Origin of the sequence: Streptomyces sp. NPDC087859 (assembly GCF_044742595.1) — a bacterium.
GTDB lineage: Bacteria > Actinomycetota > Actinomycetes > Streptomycetales > Streptomycetaceae > Streptomyces > Streptomyces canus_F.
This window is the reverse complement of the sequence record NZ_JBIUUU010000015.1, coordinates 66,873-81,130: the sequence shown is the minus strand read 5'-3', so window position 1 is coordinate 81,130 and position 14,258 is coordinate 66,873. Positions and strand designations below refer to the sequence as shown.

Sequence of the window (14,258 nt, the reverse complement as noted above, 5' to 3'; positions counted from 1 at the left end):
ACGTTCTACCTGACCGTCGTCCTCGGCTGCTGCTGGGTGATGCAGTGGATGCCGCCCCCGCCCGCGAAGACGGTCCGCGCGTCCACCAGTGTCACCGTCCGTTCGGGGAAGAGGCGGCGGAAGATGCCGGCCGCGAGTTCGTCGTTCGGGTCGTCGAAGCCGCAGAGCACCACACCGCCGTTGCAGAGGTAGTGGTTGATGTACGAGTAGTCGACCCACTCCCCGTCCTGGTCCTTGAGGACCGTGGGGGCGGGGATCTCGACGACCTCCAGGCGGCGGCCCTTCGCGTCCGTCTGTCCGCGCAGGATCTCGACGTACTCCCGCGAGCGGGCGTGGTCGGGGTGGTCCGGGTCGCGCTGGCTGTGGACGACCACGGTGCCGGGCCCGGCGAAGGCCGCGACGATGTCGACGTGCCCCTGGGTGCCGTACGTGCCGTAGTCCCCGGCGAGGCCGTGCGGGAGCCAGATCGCCTTGCTGGTGCCGAGCCGGTCGTGGATCTCCGTCTCGACCCGCTCGCGCGTCCAGCCGGGGTTGCGCCCGGCGCCGAGCTGGACCGTCTCGGTGAGCAGGACCGTGCCCTCGCCGTCGACGTGGATCGCGCCGCCCTCGTTGACCAGTGTGCTGCTCCGCACCGGCACGCCGGCCAGGTCCGCGACATGGCGGGCGATCTTGGAGTCGTGCTCCCAGCTCGCCCAGTCCTGTGCCCCCCAGCCGTTGAACACCCAGTCCACGGCGGCCAGTCGACGGCCGTCGCTCACGAACGTGGGCCCGATGTCACGCATCCACGCGTCGTCGAGTTCGCGCTCCACCAGGTCGACGTCCGGTCCGAGCAGCTCGCGCGCGGACTCCCCCTGGCCCGCGCCGTGCACCATCGTCACCGGCTCGAAGCGGCGCACGGCACGGGCCACCGCGGCCCAGGCGGTCCGGGCCTCGGCGAGCTCCTCGTCGTCGGTGAAGGTCGCGTTGGGTCCGGGCCAGGCCATCCAGGTGCGCTCGTGCGGCTCCCACTCGGCGGGCATGCGGTAGGTCATGAGGTGCTCCAGGGGTCCTAGAGGAAGTACAGGCGGTTGAGGGGGACGGAGTCGGCCGGCTCGGAGCGCAGCGGCTCGCCGTCGAGGGTGACCAGGCCGGTGCGCTGGTCGACATCGACCGCTCCGGTACGGGAGTTGAGGCGCAGGTCGGCCGGTCCGATGCCGCGGGTGCCGCGAACGGCGACCCTGCGGCGGCGGGTCGGCATCGAGTCGTTGCCCTGGTCGAGCGCCGCCTGGGCGACGAAGGCGACCGAGAGGTCGGCGGGGGTGGCGCCGTATGCGCCGAACTGCGGCCCCAGCACCAGGGGTTCACAGGTGTCCGTCGCCGCGTTGGGGTCGCCCACCACGCCGTACGCCGGGAAGCCGGACTTCAGTACCAGCTGCGGTTTCGCGCCGAAGTACTCCGGGCGCCACAGCACGATGTCGGCCAGCTTGCCGACCTCGATGGAGCCGACCTCGTGCGAAAGACCGTGCGCGATGGCCGGGTTGATCGTCAGCTTGGCCAGGTAGCGCAGGACGCGTTCGTTGTCGTGGTCCTCGTCGGGGGCGCCCGACTCGGCCTTCATCTTCCCTGCCATGGCGAACGTACGGCGGACCGTCTCGCCCGCTCGCCCCATGCCCTGCGCGTCCGAGGAGGTGATGCCGATCGCGCCCAGGTCGTGCAGGACGTCCTCGGCGCCCATGGTCCCGGCGCGGATGCGGTCGCGGGCCAGGGCGGCGTCGCCGGGCAGGTCGGTCTTCAGGCCGTGGACGGAGACGATCATGCCGTAGTGCTCGGCGACCGCGTCCCGGCCGAAGGGCAGGGTGGGGTTGGTGGAGGAGCCGATGACGTTCGCGACGCCCGCCATCTTCAGCACGTTCGGGACGTGTCCGCCGCCGCAGCCCTCGATGTGGAAGGCGTGGATGGTGCGCCCCTCCAGGACGCGCAGGGTGTCCTCGACGGACAGGCATTCGTTCAACCCGTCGCTGTGCAGGGCGACTTGGACGTCGTGTTCCTCGGCGACCCGGAGCGCCGTGTCCAGGGCCCGGGTGTGGGCTCCCATGTCCTCGTGCACCTTGAAGCCGGACGCCCCGCCCTCGGCGAGCGCCTCGACCAGGGGCGCGTCGTGGGAGGACGAGCCCCGGCCCAGGAAGCCGATGTTGACCGGCCAGGCGTCGAAGGCGTTGAACGTGTGCCGCAGGGCCCAGGGCGAGTTGACGCCGACGCCCCACACCGGCCCGAACTCCTGGCCGATGATCGTGGTCACGCCGGAGGCCAGCGAGGCCTCCATGATCCGTGGCGACAGCAGATGGACGTGGGTGTCGACGGCCCCGGCGGTGGCGATGAGCCCCTCGCCGGACACGATGGACGTGCCGGTGCCGACGACGACGTCGACCCCGTCGAGGGTGTCGGGGTTCCCGGCCCGGCCGATGGAGTGGACACGGCCTTCCCGGATGCCGATGGAGACCTTGCGGATCCCCTGAACGGCATCGATCACGACGACGTTGCTGATGACGACGTCACAGGTCTCCCGCACGGCCGCGGCCTTGAGGTGCAGTCCGTCGCGGGCGGTCTTCCCGAAGCCGGCGAGGAACTCGTCGCCGTAGCGCTGGGAGTCGGCCTCGACGCGGATCGTCAGCCCGGAGTCGCCGAGCCGGATGCGGTCGCCGGCGCGGGGGCCGTGAGTGGCGGCGTACTCGTGGGGGGTGAGGCGGCGGGCCTCGGCGGGGTGCCCTCCGGGGCGGCTCATCGGCCGGCCTCCTCGGTGGGCACGCCCAGGTAGCCGCAGGCGGCGGCGCGGCGCAGGGCCTCCTCGCGGGCGCCGGGCGCGTCCAGCGGTCCGTCGACGAGCCCGGCGAAGCCGATGGCGACGCGGGCACCGCCGATCGGCACCAGGCCGACCTCCAGCGACTCCCCCGGCCCGAACCGCACCGAGGAACCGGCGGGAACGGCGAGCCGTGTGCCGTAGGCCTCGGCGCGGTCGAAGTCGAGGCGCGGGTTGGCCTCGAAGAAGTGGAAGTGGGAGGTGACGGAGACGGGGACGGTCGCGGTGTTGGTGACCGTCAGCCGTACGACGGCCTCGGGCTCGGCGTGCTCGGGTCCGGGCAGCAGCGCGCCGGGAGCCTCGGGGCCGAGTCCGTCGCCGATCGGGTCGCTCACCACGGCCAGCCGGGACCCGTCGTCGAAGACGGCCTCGACATGCACCTCGGTGACGATGTCGGCGACACCGGGCAGCACGTCGTCGGGACCGAGCACCGCGCGGGCCCGCTCGATCGCCTCGACGAGCCGCACCCCGTCACGGGCGGCCTCGCACACGGTGTCCGCGATGAGCGCGGTGGCCTCCGGCACGTTGAGCCGCAGCCCTCGGGCGCGGCGGGCACGGGCCAGCTCGGCGGCTCCGAAGAGCAGCAGCCGGTCGCGTTCGGTGGGGGTCAACCGCATGTCGTTCCCTTCTCTTAGAGCGTCACTCTAATCAGGGATATCGAGGAAAGGAACCCTGTGCGCCTCCCATGGCACGCATCACATTGAGCGTCGCTCTAACACTGTCGCTCTAATGCCGGTCGCGATATACGTCCTGAAGGGGTGCGGGGAACTGCGCGACCAGCCACGACGGCGCCGCGGCCGACAGACGGCATGCGAAAGGGCCGCCGCGGACCGGAGTCCACGGCGGCCCTGATGGGGTCCGCGACTAGCCCAGCTTGTGCATCCAGCCGTGCTTGTCCTCGGCCGTGCCGCGCTGGATGTCCAGCAGGGCCTGCCGCAGCTTCAGCGTGACCTCGCCCGGCTCGCCGCCCGACTGCTGCCACTCGGCGGTGGCGCGCTTGACCGTGCCGACCGGGGTGATCACGGCGGCCGTGCCACAGGCGAAGACCTCGGTCAGGGTGCCGTTCTCGGCGTCGCGCTGCCACTGGTCGATGGAGACGCGGCCCTCCTCGGACTCGTAGCCGAGGTCGCGGGCGACCGCCAGCAGGGAGTCGCGGGTCACGCCCTCCAGGATCGAGCCTGTCAGCGCCGGGGTGATGATCTTGTCGCCGTACACGAAGTACAGGTTCATGCCGCCGAGCTCCTCGACCCACTTGTGCTCGACCGCGTCGAGGTAGCAGACCTGGTCGCAGCCCTTGGCGGCCGCCTCGGCCTGGGCGAGGAGGGAGGCCGCGTAGTTGCCGCCCGTCTTCGCGTCGCCCATGCCGCCGGGGACGGCGCGGACGCGGTCCTCGGAGAGCCAGATGGAGACCGGCTTGACGCCGCCGGGGAAGTAGGCGCCGGCCGGGGAGGCGATGACCAGGAAGAGGTACTCGTTGGCGGGCTTGACGCCCAGGCCGACCTCGGTGGCGATCATGAAGGGGCGGAGGTAGAGGGACTCCTCGCCGCCGTGCGCCGGGACCCAGGCACGGTCCTGCTGGACGAGGGCGTCGCAGGCCTCGATGAACGTCTCGACCGGCAGTTCGGGCATGCCGAGGCGGTGCGCGGAACGCTGGAAGCGCTCGGCGTTCTTCTCGGGGCGGAAGGTGGCGACGGTCCCGTCGGGCTGGCGGTACGCCTTGAGGCCCTCGAAGATCTCCTGCGCGTAGTGCAGGACCATCGTCGCCGGGTCGAGCTGGAGCGGGGCGTACGGCACGAGCTGGCCGTCGTGCCAGCCGCGGCCCTCGGTCCACTTGATGACGACCATGTGGTCGGTGAAGTGGCGGCCGAAGCCGGGGTTCGCCAGGATCGCGGCGCGCTCGGCGTCGGAAAGTGGCGAGGCTGAGGGCTTGAGCTCGATCGTGGGCGTCGTCATGAGTGGTTGTCCTTCACCGGTTGTGTAGTGATGGGCCGCGCTCCACGCCCTTTACTGTCAGTTGCCAGTGCTAGGACGTCCGAGCATTCCCTCATTCCGCGGCTCCGCGTTCGATTATCGCGCTACGGAGGCCGGGGACGAAAACGGCGTGAATGCGACCCAGGGGATGATGGTGGCACCCGGCGGGGACATAAGGAAAGCCGCCGGGTGCGGATGCGACCCGGCGGCTTCGAGGTGTTTCTGGTAGCCGCGGGTCAGCCGGCTACTCGTACGGCGAGCGCGTCGCCGATCTCGGAGGTGCTGCGCGCGGGCTTGCCGGTGCGCTCGGCGAGGTCGACGGAGACCGCCTCGTCGATCCGGGCGGCCTCGGCCTCGTAGCCGAGGTGACGCAGGAGCAGCGCGACGGACAGGACCGTGGCGGTGGGGTCGGCCTTGCCCTGGCCCGCGATGTCGGGGGCCGAGCCGTGGACGGGCTCGAACATCGACGGGAACTCGCCGCTGGGGTTGATGTTGCCGCTCGCCGCGACGCCGATGCCGCCGGAGACGGCCGCGGCGAGGTCGGTGATGATGTCGCCGAAGAGGTTGTCGGTGACGATCACGTCGAACCGGGCCGGGTCGGTGACCAGGTAGATCGTGGCCGCGTCGACGTGGATGTAGTCGGTGGTGACCTCGGGGAACTCCTCGGCCACCTGGTTGAAGACGTTCGTCCACAGGTGGCCCGCGAAGGAGAGCACGTTGTTCTTGTGGACCAGCGTGAGCTTCTTGCGGGGGCGGGCCTGGGCGCGGGCGAAGGCGTCGCGGACGACACGCTCGACGCCGAAGGCCGTGTTCACGGAGACCTCGGTGGCGACCTCGTGCGGGGTGCCCTTGCGGATGGTGCCGCCGTTGCCGGTGTACGGGCCCTCGGTGCCCTCGCGGACCACGACGAAGTCGATGGCGGGCTCGCCCTTGAGGGGGGTCTCGACACCCGGCAGCAGCTTCGACGGCCGCAGGTTGACGTGGTGGTCGAAGAGGAAGCGGAGCTTGAGCAGGAAGCCGCGCTCCAGGACGCCGGAGGGGACGCTGGGGTCGCCGATGGCACCGAGGAGGATCGCGTCGTGCTGCTTCAGCGCGTCCACGTCGGCGTCGGTGAGGGTCTCACCGGTGGCGTGGTAGCGCTTGGCGCCGAAGTCGTACTCCTTGGTCTCCAGCTTCACATCCTGCGGAAGGACGGCGGAGAGGACCTTCAGGCCTTCGGCCACGACCTCCTGGCCGATGCCGTCACCGGGAATCACTGCGAGATTGATGCTGCGAGACATGTCGGCACCCTACTCCGCGTCCCATGGGATGACACGACACGTCCGCCATACGGACAGCCGCGTACACCTGGGCGTCAGCCCTTCGACTGGCGTTCACCCGTACGTATGGCGGGTGTTGGGCCGCGCTGGGAACTTCACCGGCATGGACCTTCCCGACGTCGGCATCCCGCCGCGGCTCGCGCGCCGGATGAGCATGGCCGAGCAGTACGAGTATCTGCGCACGAAGCTGACCCGGCGCCGCACCCTGGTGACGGCCGGCGCGGTGGCGGGCGGCCTGCTGACCGGCGGCTGCGCGGGAGACTCGCCCTCGCCCTCCTCCCGTACGACCGCTTCCCCGTCCCCCACGGCCACGGTGCACGGCTCGGTCGTCGCCCCCTTCGGCCGCCACCTCGCCTTCGGCGCCGACCCGAAGACGCAGATGCGGATCTCCTGGCAGGTCCCGCTCGCCGTGAAGAAGCCGTACGTCCGGATCGGCACCCGCCCCGACGATCTGAGCCACCGGATCGGGGCCGAGGTCCGCGATCTGCGCACCCCGGGCGTCACGGGCGTCCGCGCGCCCCTCGACCAGTACTACCTGCACGCCGCCCTGGACGGCCTGCGCCCCGGCACCACGTACTACTACGGCGTCGGCCACGACGGACTCGACCCGGCCGCCGCCGCGCACCGCTCCACCATCGCGTCCTTCCGCACGGCCCCGGCACGCCCGGAGAGGTTCGTCTTCACGGCCTTCGGCGACCAGGGCGTCAGCAAGGCCGCGGCCGCCAACGACCACATCCTGCTGCGCCAGAACCCGGCGCTCCATCTCCACGCGGGCGACATCTGCTACGCGAACGTCAACGGCCGGGGCGAGACGTCGGACGGCTACGACCCGTCGTACTGGGACCTGTTCCTCAGGCAGAACGAGGAGGTCACGCGGTCGGTGCCGTGGATGGTGACGACCGGCAACCACGACATGGAGGCCTGGTACTCCCCCGACGGCTACGGCGGCCAGCTCGCCCGCTGGTCCCTGCCGGACAGCGGCTTCGACCCGCGCGCGGCGCCGGGCGTGTACGCGTTCACCTACGGCAACGTCGGCTTCGTGGCGCTGGACGCCAACGACGTGTCGTACGAGATCCCCGCCAACCTCGGCTACACGGGCGGCAAGCAGACGGCGTGGCTGGACGAGAAGCTGGGCGAGCTGCGGGGATCGGTGGACTTCGTCGTCGTCTTCTTCCACCACTGCGCCTACTCGACCTCCTCGCACGCCTCCGACGGCGGGGTGCGCGAGGAGTGGCTGCCGCTGTTCGCGAAGCACCAGGTGGACCTGGTGATCAACGGGCACAACCACGTCTACGAGCGCACCGACGCCATCAAGGGCGACGCGGTCGGCAGGCGGGTGCCGATCGGCGCCTCGACCGACCCGACACGGGACGGGACCGTGTACGTCACCGCGGGCGGTGGCGGCAAGGACCTGTACGGCTTCCCGGCGGGCGTGCAGGAGAGCTACGAGGGGCACGTGCGCGACCGCGAGTCCGTGGACACCTTCCGGTGGACGAAGTCACGGGCCGCGGACAAGGAGACCGTGGAGTGGTCGCGGGTGCGCTACCGGGGCTTCTCCTTCCTCCAGGTGGAGGCGGAGAGCGGTACGGCGCCGAGGCTCAAGGTGTCGGCGCTGGCGCAGAACGGCGACCGGATCGACCATTTCGAGGTGCGGCGCGGGCGGTGAGCCCGCGCCGCACCCCGGCGGGTGCGGCTCCCGGTACTGGGGTGGGCGGCCTCAGTGGCCGGTCGAGCCGCCGTTGTCACGGCGGTCGAGGGCGCGCTGGAGGGCGGCCGCGGCGTTCTTGCGGTCGGACTCGCTCGTACGGACGGTGTGACGGACTCGACGGCGGGCGGTCGTCTCGGCCATGAGAAATCGACTCCTTCGAATTCATGGAGTGCAGAAGGGAGTTGCGAGACGCCGGAAGGGGCGGGGAGCGGTGCCGCAGGGGTTGCCTGCATGGGGCCCGGCTCACGACCGCCATTCGCTGGATCGAGCGAGACGTTCGGCTTCTACAAAGCTAAGGGAGGACGCTCGACCTGTCTCCACAATTACTCGGACTTCCTACTATCTGAGACAGTGCAGTGGGTCACACGGCGCTGACCTGCGGTTTCGCATGGCTGCGCAGCTCGCGGACCAGGGCTCGCACGACGGCGGTGGTGGCGAGTTCGGGTGTCGTGACATACCCGATCCGACGGGTGGGCCGGTCCGGTCCGAGATCGGTGATCTCCAGACCGTGCGGCGCCTCGGCGAGGGAGAGCGCGGGCATGATCGCCATACCGAGACCGCTGCCCACCATCGAGAGCACCGCCCCGTCGTCCTCGGCGCGGACGGTCGCGGTGGGGATCCAGTCCTGGGCCGCCCACCAGGTGCGGGTGTAGGAGGAGCAGTTCTCCCGCCAGTCGACGAGCGGCAGGGAGCGCGGGGCGGGGTGGCCGGCCGGATGGACGAGCGCGTACGGCTCCTCCAGCAGCACGTCCCCGACGAGGTGCGGCGGGATCGGGGAACTGGTGCCGAAGGTGGCGATACCGAGGTCGGCCCGGCCCTCGGCGACCTCCCCTGCCGTGCCGGGCCCGATCTCCCGTACGACGGTGACGGTCGGCTCGATCGCGGGGTGCCGTGCGGTGAGGCGTTCCAGGACGGGGGGCAGGAGGTGGAGGGCGGCGCTGCGGAAGGCGGCGATCCGCAGGGAGCCGGCGACGTCCTGGGGCTCCGCGGCCCGCGTCTCCCGGACGAGCAGGTCCAGCATCCGCAGGACACGGCGACCGTGGGCGACGGCCCGTGCGCCGGCCGCCGTGGGCCGGGCCCCGTACCGTCCGCGGTCGAACAGCACGACGCCCAGCTTGCGTTCGATGCCGCGCACCGCGTGCGAGACGGCGGACTGACCGGTGCCGAGCCGGACGGCGGCGGCCGAGAAGCCGCCCTCCTCGGCGACCGCGACGAGGGTACGGAGTTCGTGCGGCGCGAGATCGACGGTGCTGCTCATGGCGGGTCCCCCACCTGCTGCTATGAGCGAAGGCTCATGGATGTGTCCGTTCCATGAGCGCAACCCTCTGCTGCGGTTCGGCATTCCTCCGTACGGTCCCGTCCATGACCGACACAGCGATCACCGTGCACCAGACCGCCCGCCCGAAGGGCTTCCCCACCCCCGCCGACTTCGCCTTCGTGGAGTCCTCCCTGCCCACCCCCGCCCCCAACTCGGCCCTGGTGGAGAACCTCTACTGGTCGGTCGACCCGTACCACCGCGAAATGATGGACGGCGACTTCGAGTTGAACGCGCCACTGGAGGGCCGCACGCTGGGCCGGATCGTGGCCTCGCGGGACCCGGGGCTGCCCGAGGGCGAGATCGTCTTCCACCGGCAGGGCTGGCGCACCCACTCCCTGGTGACCCCGGGGGAGGTCAGACGCCTGCCGCGGCACGAAGGCGTCCCGCTGTCCGCGTACTTGAGCGTGCTCGGCGGCACCGGCCTGACGGCGTACGTCGGTCTCACCCGGATCGCGCGGCTCCGCGAGGGCGACGACGTGTTCGTCTCCGCGGCGGCGGGCGGGGTCGGCACGGCGACGGGCCGCTTCGCGCGGCTGCTGGGCGCGGGCCGGCTGGTGGGCAGCGCGGGCTCGCCGGAGAAGGTCCGCCATCTGACCGAACAGGTCGGCTATGACGCGGCGTTCGACTACCACCAGGGCCCGGTCCCGGACCTCCTGTCGAAGTCCGCCCCCACCGGCATCGACGTCTTCGTCGACAACGTCGGCGGCGACCACCTGGGCGCGGCGATCGGCGCCCTGCGCGACCACGGCCGCGTGGTCCGCATCGGCACGGTGAGCCAGTACAACACCCCGGACGCGCCCCCGGTCGTGTTCAACCACGCCGACGTGGTGGAGAAACGCCTGCGCATCGAGGGCTTCCTGGTCAGCGACTACCGCGACCTCCAGGACGAGCTGTACGACTTCGCCGTACCGCACCTCCTCAGCGGAGCGCTCACGCCGGACGAGACGGTGGTGGAGGGCTTCGAACGGATCGTGGAGGCGTTCCTGTCGATGCTGGGGGGCGGGAACGTGGGGAAGATCCTGGTGCGCGCGAGGACGTGACCGCACAACCGCAGGCGCCTCGGGGCGAGGCCCGTTGCGGTCAGGAGACCCGCGCTGACGGACGCGCCGTCAGGGACACCGACCTCAAGTACGTCGCCGGTGACCGCTCCAGCCGAAGGCCGGCTCCTTCGACGTCCGCCAACACCCGCTCCACCTCGCCCTGTTCATGCCCGAAGAGGTCGATGTCCCGCCAGACGACCGGGAAGGCCGGCGCGTCCGGCTGAGCGAGGTTGATCCAGTCGAGTCGCCGCGTTTCGTCCGCGGCCCCGCAGACCAGCAGCTCGACCCCTTCGTAAGCGGCCCCGAAGCTCCACCCCGTCCCGCACACCCACGTCTCCCGCACATCCGCAAGCGTGGCCACCATCCACTGGGCCTCCCGCTCCCCCATCCCGAATCGCAGCACGCCTGCTCCTCGGGGCAGGACAAGCCCTTCCCCGGGGCGGAGTTCGAAGTGGAGCGGCATGGTGCCGAAGGGTAGTCGCCGCTTCACGACGGTCGGCACCGAGCTAACTCTTCAAACACACTTGACCGGTTAGTGCGATCCATGATGAACTCACCTAACCGTCAAATATACATTCAGGGGTTAGAGCATGATGACCGCCCACCGCACCACCACCGTCCGCGGCCTCGACATCCACTACCGCGAGGCCGGGCCCGCCGACGCCCCCGTTCTCCTGCTCCTGCACGGCTTCCCGAGCAGCTCGCACATGTTCCGCGACCTCATCCCGCTCCTGGCCGACCGCTACCGACTCATCGCCCCGGACCACATCGGGTTCGGACGCTCATCGACTCCGGACGCCTCCGACTTCCCGTACACCTTCGCCGAACTCGCCGAGATCACGGCCGAGTTCACCGAGCGGCTGGGGCTGACGGAGTACGCCCTGTACATCCAGGACTACGGCGCCCCGATCGGCCTGCGGCTCGCCCTCGCGCACCCCGAGCGCGTGACGGCGATCGTCACGCAGAACGGCAACGCCTACGAGGAGGGGCTGGGGAAGGAGGCCTGGGCTCCCGTGCTCGCGCTCATCGCCGAGCGGACGCCGCAGACCGAGGCGCCGGTGCGGGAGATCTCCTCGCCGGACGGCATCAAGTGGCAGTACCTGCACGGGGTTCCGGAGGATCTGCGGCATCTCGTCAGCCCGGACGCGTACGAGCACGACGCGGCCTTCATCGCCCGCCCCGGCCAGTCGGAGATCCAGCTCGACCTGATCTCCGACTACGGCTCCAACTTCGCCCTCTACCCCGCCTTCCACGACTACTTCCGCACCAGCCAGGTCCCCCTGCTGGCCGTCTGGGGCGCCCACGACGAGATCTTCGTCCCGGCCGGCGCCCTCGCCTACCAGCGCGACCTCCCGAAGGCCGAGATCCACCTCCTGCCCACGGGCCACTTCGCCCTGGAGACGCACGCACCCCACATCGCCGCACTGATGGGCGACTTCCTCAGCCGAATCCTCTGAGCACCGCCCCCACCGCCTCCCGGAAGCCGTCCGGATCCTCCACCCACGGCGCGTGCCCGGCACCGGGAAGCACCACCCGCCGCACCCGGGGCAGCGCCCGCTCCGGCGAGTCGACCGCCCAGCGCGGCCGGACGTCCCGCTCACCGTCGACGATCAGTACGGGCACCTCCAGCCCCTGGCAGGCGGCGTACAGCTCCGGGCTCCCCCAGGTCTGCTTCGTCTCCGCGCCCAGCGCCTTGTTGCAGTCGAAGTTGATCCCGAACCAGGGATCCGCCATCCGACCGGCATGCTCCAGCTCCCGCTCCCGGTCCTCGAAGTCGACCGACCACTGCAGCATCGCCCGCTCACGGTCGCCGTCCGCCAACTCCTGTCACCGGGCGAACCGTTCGGGCACCTCACCCAGCCTCGCGCGGAAGTTCGCCTCGAAGGGCCCGCGCCAGGTGGACACCGGCTCAATGCCCGTGCCGCCCACGTACACGAGACCCCCCACCCGCTCCGGGTGCGCCAGCGCACAGCTCAGCGCCGGCTGGGCGCCCCAGGAGTGGCCGAGCAGCACGCGCCGGTCGAGCGCGAAGTGCTGTCGTACGGCGTCCAGATCCGCCACGAACCGGTCGGTCGTCCAGCATGGCGGCCATGTCCTCGAACCTGTCCCACAGTCCGGGGCCGCCGTGACACAGCACCAGGGCCTCTCCGCCGTGCCCCTGCCGCGAGGCCCACAGGCGTACACCGTCGTCAGTCGTCACCGTCATGACCATGAGTCCGCGCCACGAGTTCCACCCGGAGACGGCGAAGGGCCGGGCAACAACCCGGCCCTTCAAGCTCTCTGACCTGCCATCAGCCCATGTGCGGGTACCCGTAGTCGGTCGGCGGGACCAGCGTCTCCTTGATGGCGCGGGTCAGGGTCCAGCGCATCAGGTTCTGCGGGGCGCCGGCCTTGTCGTTGGTGCCGGAGGCCCGGCCGCCGCCGAAGGGCTGCTGGCCGACGACGGCGCCGGTGGACTTGTCGTTGATGTAGAAGTTGCCGGCCGCGTAGCGCAGCCTGTCCATCGTGTACGCCGCCGCCGCGCGGTCGGCCGAGATGACCGAGCCGGTGAGCGCGTAGTCGGACACCGACTCCATCTGGGTCAGCATCTCGTCGTACTTCTCGTCCTCGTAGACGTGCACGGCGAGGAAGGGGCCGAAGTACTCGGTGGTGAAGACCTCGTTCGCCGGGTCCGAGCACTCGACGACGGTCGGGCGGACGAAGTAGCCGACCGAGTCGTCGTACGAACCGCCCGCGACGATCGTGCAGGCGGGGTCGGACTTCGCGCGGTCGATGGCGGCCTTGTTCTTGGCGAAGGCGCGCTCGTCGATGACGGCGCCGATGAAGTTGGAGAGGTCGGTGACATCGCCCATGGTGAGGTAGTCGACCTCGGCCGCGAACTCCTCCTTGAAGCCGCTGTTCCAGATCGACGCCGGGATGTAGGCCCGGGAGGTCGCGCTGCACTTCTGACCCTGGTACTCGAAGGCACCGCGGGTCAGCGCGGTCTTGAGGATCGCCCTGTCGGCGCTCGGGTGGGCGACGACGAAGTCCTTGCCGCCGGTCTCGCCGACCAGACGCGGGTAGGTGCGGTACTTCTCGATGTTGGCGCCGACCGTCTTCCACAGGTGCTGGAAGGTCTTGGTGGAACCGGTGAAGTGGATGCCGGCGAGGTCGCGGTGCTCGAGGGCGACCTTGGAGACCTCGATGCCGTCGCCGGTGACGAGGTTGATGACGCCCTTGGGCAGCCCGGCCTCCTCCAGGAGCTGCATGAGCAGCACGGCGGCGTGGGTCTGCGTCGGGGACGGCTTCCAGACGACGACGTTGCCCATCAGCGCGGGCGCGGTCGGCAGGTTGCCCGCGATCGCCGTGAAGTTGAAGGGCGTGATCGCGTAGACGAAGCCTTCGAGCGGGCGGTGGTCCAGGCGGTTCCAGACGCCCGGGGAGTTCGCCGGGGGCTGCTCGGCGAGCAGGTCGCGGGCGTACTTGACGTTGAAGCGCCAGAAGTCGACGAGCTCGCAGGGGGTGTCGATCTCGGCCTGCTGGGCGGTCTTCGACTGGCCGAGCATGGTGGAGGCGGCGAGGGTCTCGCGCCAGGGGCCGGCGAGGAGTTCGGCGGCGCGCAGGATGATCGCGGCGCGGTCGTCGAAGGCCATCGCACGCCAGGCGGGCGCGGCGGCGAGGGCCGCGTCGATCGCGTCCTGCGCGTCCTGCTGGGTGGCGTTGCGGTAGGTGCCCAGAACGGACTTGTGGTTGTGCGGCTGCACCACCTGGAAGGCGTCGCCGCCGCCGAGCCGCTTCTCGCCGCCGATGGTCATCGGCAGGTCGATCGGGTTCTCGGCCAGCTCCTTCAGCTTGACCTCGAGGCGGGCGCGCTCGGGCGAGCCGGGGGCGTAGCCGTGCACCGGCTCGTTGACGGGGGTGGGGACCTGGGTCACGGCGTCCATGGGTTACCTCTTCCGAGTGACTCTCGGGCTTCAGCACGGGGGAGCCGAAGCTGTTTCGTATGGTGAGCAGCGGTCAGGGCTTGACCGTCACGGACTCGCTGCGGCGAGCTGGTGAGAAGCCCCTTCGGGGGCGGAGTCACGAG

12 protein-coding genes and 1 pseudogene are annotated in these 14,258 nt (G+C 70.7%); 3 read left to right on the top strand and 10 right to left on the bottom strand.

Translation table 11 applies throughout. From position 1 onward, the window contains the following. Positions 1 to 5 precede the first annotated feature (5 nt). The 5 genes from ACIOHP_RS33530 to ACIOHP_RS33510 form a co-directional block, all read right to left on the bottom strand. Positions 6 to 1,031 (bottom strand): agmatine/peptidylarginine deiminase, encoded by a 1,026-nt coding sequence (locus ACIOHP_RS33530; RefSeq protein WP_401893395.1) that lies wholly within the window; start codon positions 1,029 to 1,031, stop codon positions 6 to 8. 17 nt (positions 1,032 to 1,048) lie between these two features. Continuing rightward, positions 1,049 to 2,761 carry an urease subunit alpha gene (locus ACIOHP_RS33525; RefSeq protein ID WP_401893393.1) on the bottom strand — a complete coding sequence of 571 codons (1,713 nt, stop codon included), beginning with the start codon at positions 2,759 to 2,761 and terminating at the stop codon, positions 1,049 to 1,051. After that, the gene (gene ureA / locus ACIOHP_RS33520) at positions 2,758 to 3,453 is read right to left on the bottom strand and encodes an urease subunit gamma (protein ID WP_401893391.1); all 696 of its coding nucleotides are present in this window, start codon (positions 3,451 to 3,453) and stop codon (positions 2,758 to 2,760) included. Before ureA ends, ACIOHP_RS33525 begins: the two co-directional genes overlap by 4 nt. Before the next feature lie 247 nt (positions 3,454 to 3,700). After that, positions 3,701 to 4,789 carry a branched-chain amino acid aminotransferase gene (locus ACIOHP_RS33515; RefSeq protein WP_361545591.1) on the bottom strand — a complete coding sequence of 363 codons (1,089 nt, stop codon included), beginning with the start codon at positions 4,787 to 4,789 and terminating at the stop codon, positions 3,701 to 3,703. Between the two features lie 254 nt (positions 4,790 to 5,043). Further along, positions 5,044 to 6,087 carry a 3-isopropylmalate dehydrogenase gene (locus ACIOHP_RS33510; protein ID WP_307025499.1) on the bottom strand — a complete coding sequence of 348 codons (1,044 nt, stop codon included), beginning with the start codon at positions 6,085 to 6,087 and terminating at the stop codon, positions 5,044 to 5,046. 142 nt (positions 6,088 to 6,229) lie between these two features. Here ACIOHP_RS33510 and ACIOHP_RS33505 point away from each other — a divergent pair, with 142 nt between their 5' ends. Beyond that, on the top strand, positions 6,230 to 7,792 hold the full coding sequence (locus tag ACIOHP_RS33505; RefSeq protein WP_401893390.1) for a purple acid phosphatase family protein: 1,563 nt from the start codon (positions 6,230 to 6,232) through the stop codon (positions 7,790 to 7,792). A gap of 51 nt (positions 7,793 to 7,843) precedes the next feature. Here ACIOHP_RS33505 and ACIOHP_RS33500 read toward each other — a convergent pair whose 3' ends face one another. Beyond that, positions 7,844 to 7,975, bottom strand: a complete 132-nt coding sequence (locus tag ACIOHP_RS33500; RefSeq protein WP_095046488.1) for a hypothetical protein — start codon at positions 7,973 to 7,975, stop codon at positions 7,844 to 7,846. Positions 7,976 to 8,195: 220 nt separating this feature from the next. Then, positions 8,196 to 9,092 carry a LysR family transcriptional regulator gene (locus ACIOHP_RS33495; RefSeq protein WP_401893388.1) on the bottom strand — a complete coding sequence of 299 codons (897 nt, stop codon included), beginning with the start codon at positions 9,090 to 9,092 and terminating at the stop codon, positions 8,196 to 8,198. Positions 9,093 to 9,196: 104 nt separating this feature from the next. Between ACIOHP_RS33495 and ACIOHP_RS33490 the strand changes: the two genes are divergently transcribed. Continuing rightward, positions 9,197 to 10,192, top strand: a complete 996-nt coding sequence (locus ACIOHP_RS33490; RefSeq protein WP_401893386.1) for an NADP-dependent oxidoreductase — start codon at positions 9,197 to 9,199, stop codon at positions 10,190 to 10,192. A gap of 40 nt (positions 10,193 to 10,232) precedes the next feature. On the opposite strand, the gene ACIOHP_RS33485 is transcribed toward ACIOHP_RS33490, so the two are convergent. Further along, on the bottom strand, positions 10,233 to 10,595 hold the full coding sequence (locus ACIOHP_RS33485) for a hypothetical protein (RefSeq protein WP_401893385.1): 363 nt from the start codon (positions 10,593 to 10,595) through the stop codon (positions 10,233 to 10,235). Positions 10,596 to 10,782: 187 nt separating this feature from the next. Here ACIOHP_RS33485 and ACIOHP_RS33480 point away from each other — a divergent pair, with 187 nt between their 5' ends. After that, complete coding sequence (locus ACIOHP_RS33480; protein WP_401893383.1) at positions 10,783 to 11,649, top strand: alpha/beta fold hydrolase; 867 nt, start codon at positions 10,783 to 10,785, stop codon at positions 11,647 to 11,649. Here ACIOHP_RS33480 and ACIOHP_RS33475 read toward each other — a convergent pair. Then, positions 11,633 to 12,376 (bottom strand): annotated as a pseudogene (locus tag ACIOHP_RS33475) (alpha/beta fold hydrolase). The gene ACIOHP_RS33480 and the pseudogene ACIOHP_RS33475 sit on opposite strands and share 17 nt — an antisense overlap. A gap of 107 nt (positions 12,377 to 12,483) precedes the next feature. Continuing rightward, positions 12,484 to 14,115 carry an L-glutamate gamma-semialdehyde dehydrogenase gene (gene pruA, locus ACIOHP_RS33470; RefSeq protein WP_361545568.1) on the bottom strand — a complete coding sequence of 544 codons (1,632 nt, stop codon included), beginning with the start codon at positions 14,113 to 14,115 and terminating at the stop codon, positions 12,484 to 12,486. Between the last annotated feature and the right edge of the window lie 143 nt (positions 14,116 to 14,258).

What these genes read in the sequence shown, in the direction of transcription:
- ACIOHP_RS33515 (WP_361545591.1), bottom strand. Translation starts at nt 4,789, where the DNA reads ATGACGACGCCCACGATCGAGCTCAAGCCCTCAGCCTCGCCACTTTCC.
- ACIOHP_RS33500 (WP_095046488.1), bottom strand. Translation starts at nt 7,975, where the DNA reads ATGGCCGAGACGACCGCCCGCCGTCGAGTCCGTCACACCGTCCGTACG.
- ACIOHP_RS33510 (WP_307025499.1), bottom strand. Translation starts at nt 6,087, where the DNA reads ATGTCTCGCAGCATCAATCTCGCAGTGATTCCCGGTGACGGCATCGGC.
- pruA (WP_361545568.1), bottom strand. Translation starts at nt 14,115, where the DNA reads ATGGACGCCGTGACCCAGGTCCCCACCCCCGTCAACGAGCCGGTGCAC.
- ACIOHP_RS33480 (WP_401893383.1), top strand. Translation starts at nt 10,783, where the DNA reads ATGATGACCGCCCACCGCACCACCACCGTCCGCGGCCTCGACATCCAC.
- ACIOHP_RS33530 (WP_401893395.1), bottom strand. Translation starts at nt 1,031, where the DNA reads ATGACCTACCGCATGCCCGCCGAGTGGGAGCCGCACGAGCGCACCTGG.
- ureA (WP_401893391.1), bottom strand. Translation starts at nt 3,453, where the DNA reads ATGCGGTTGACCCCCACCGAACGCGACCGGCTGCTGCTCTTCGGAGCC.
- ACIOHP_RS33495 (WP_401893388.1), bottom strand. Translation starts at nt 9,092, where the DNA reads ATGAGCAGCACCGTCGATCTCGCGCCGCACGAACTCCGTACCCTCGTC.
- ACIOHP_RS33505 (WP_401893390.1), top strand. Translation starts at nt 6,230, where the DNA reads ATGGACCTTCCCGACGTCGGCATCCCGCCGCGGCTCGCGCGCCGGATG.
- ACIOHP_RS33525 (WP_401893393.1), bottom strand. Translation starts at nt 2,761, where the DNA reads ATGAGCCGCCCCGGAGGGCACCCCGCCGAGGCCCGCCGCCTCACCCCC.
- ACIOHP_RS33490 (WP_401893386.1), top strand. Translation starts at nt 9,197, where the DNA reads ATGACCGACACAGCGATCACCGTGCACCAGACCGCCCGCCCGAAGGGC.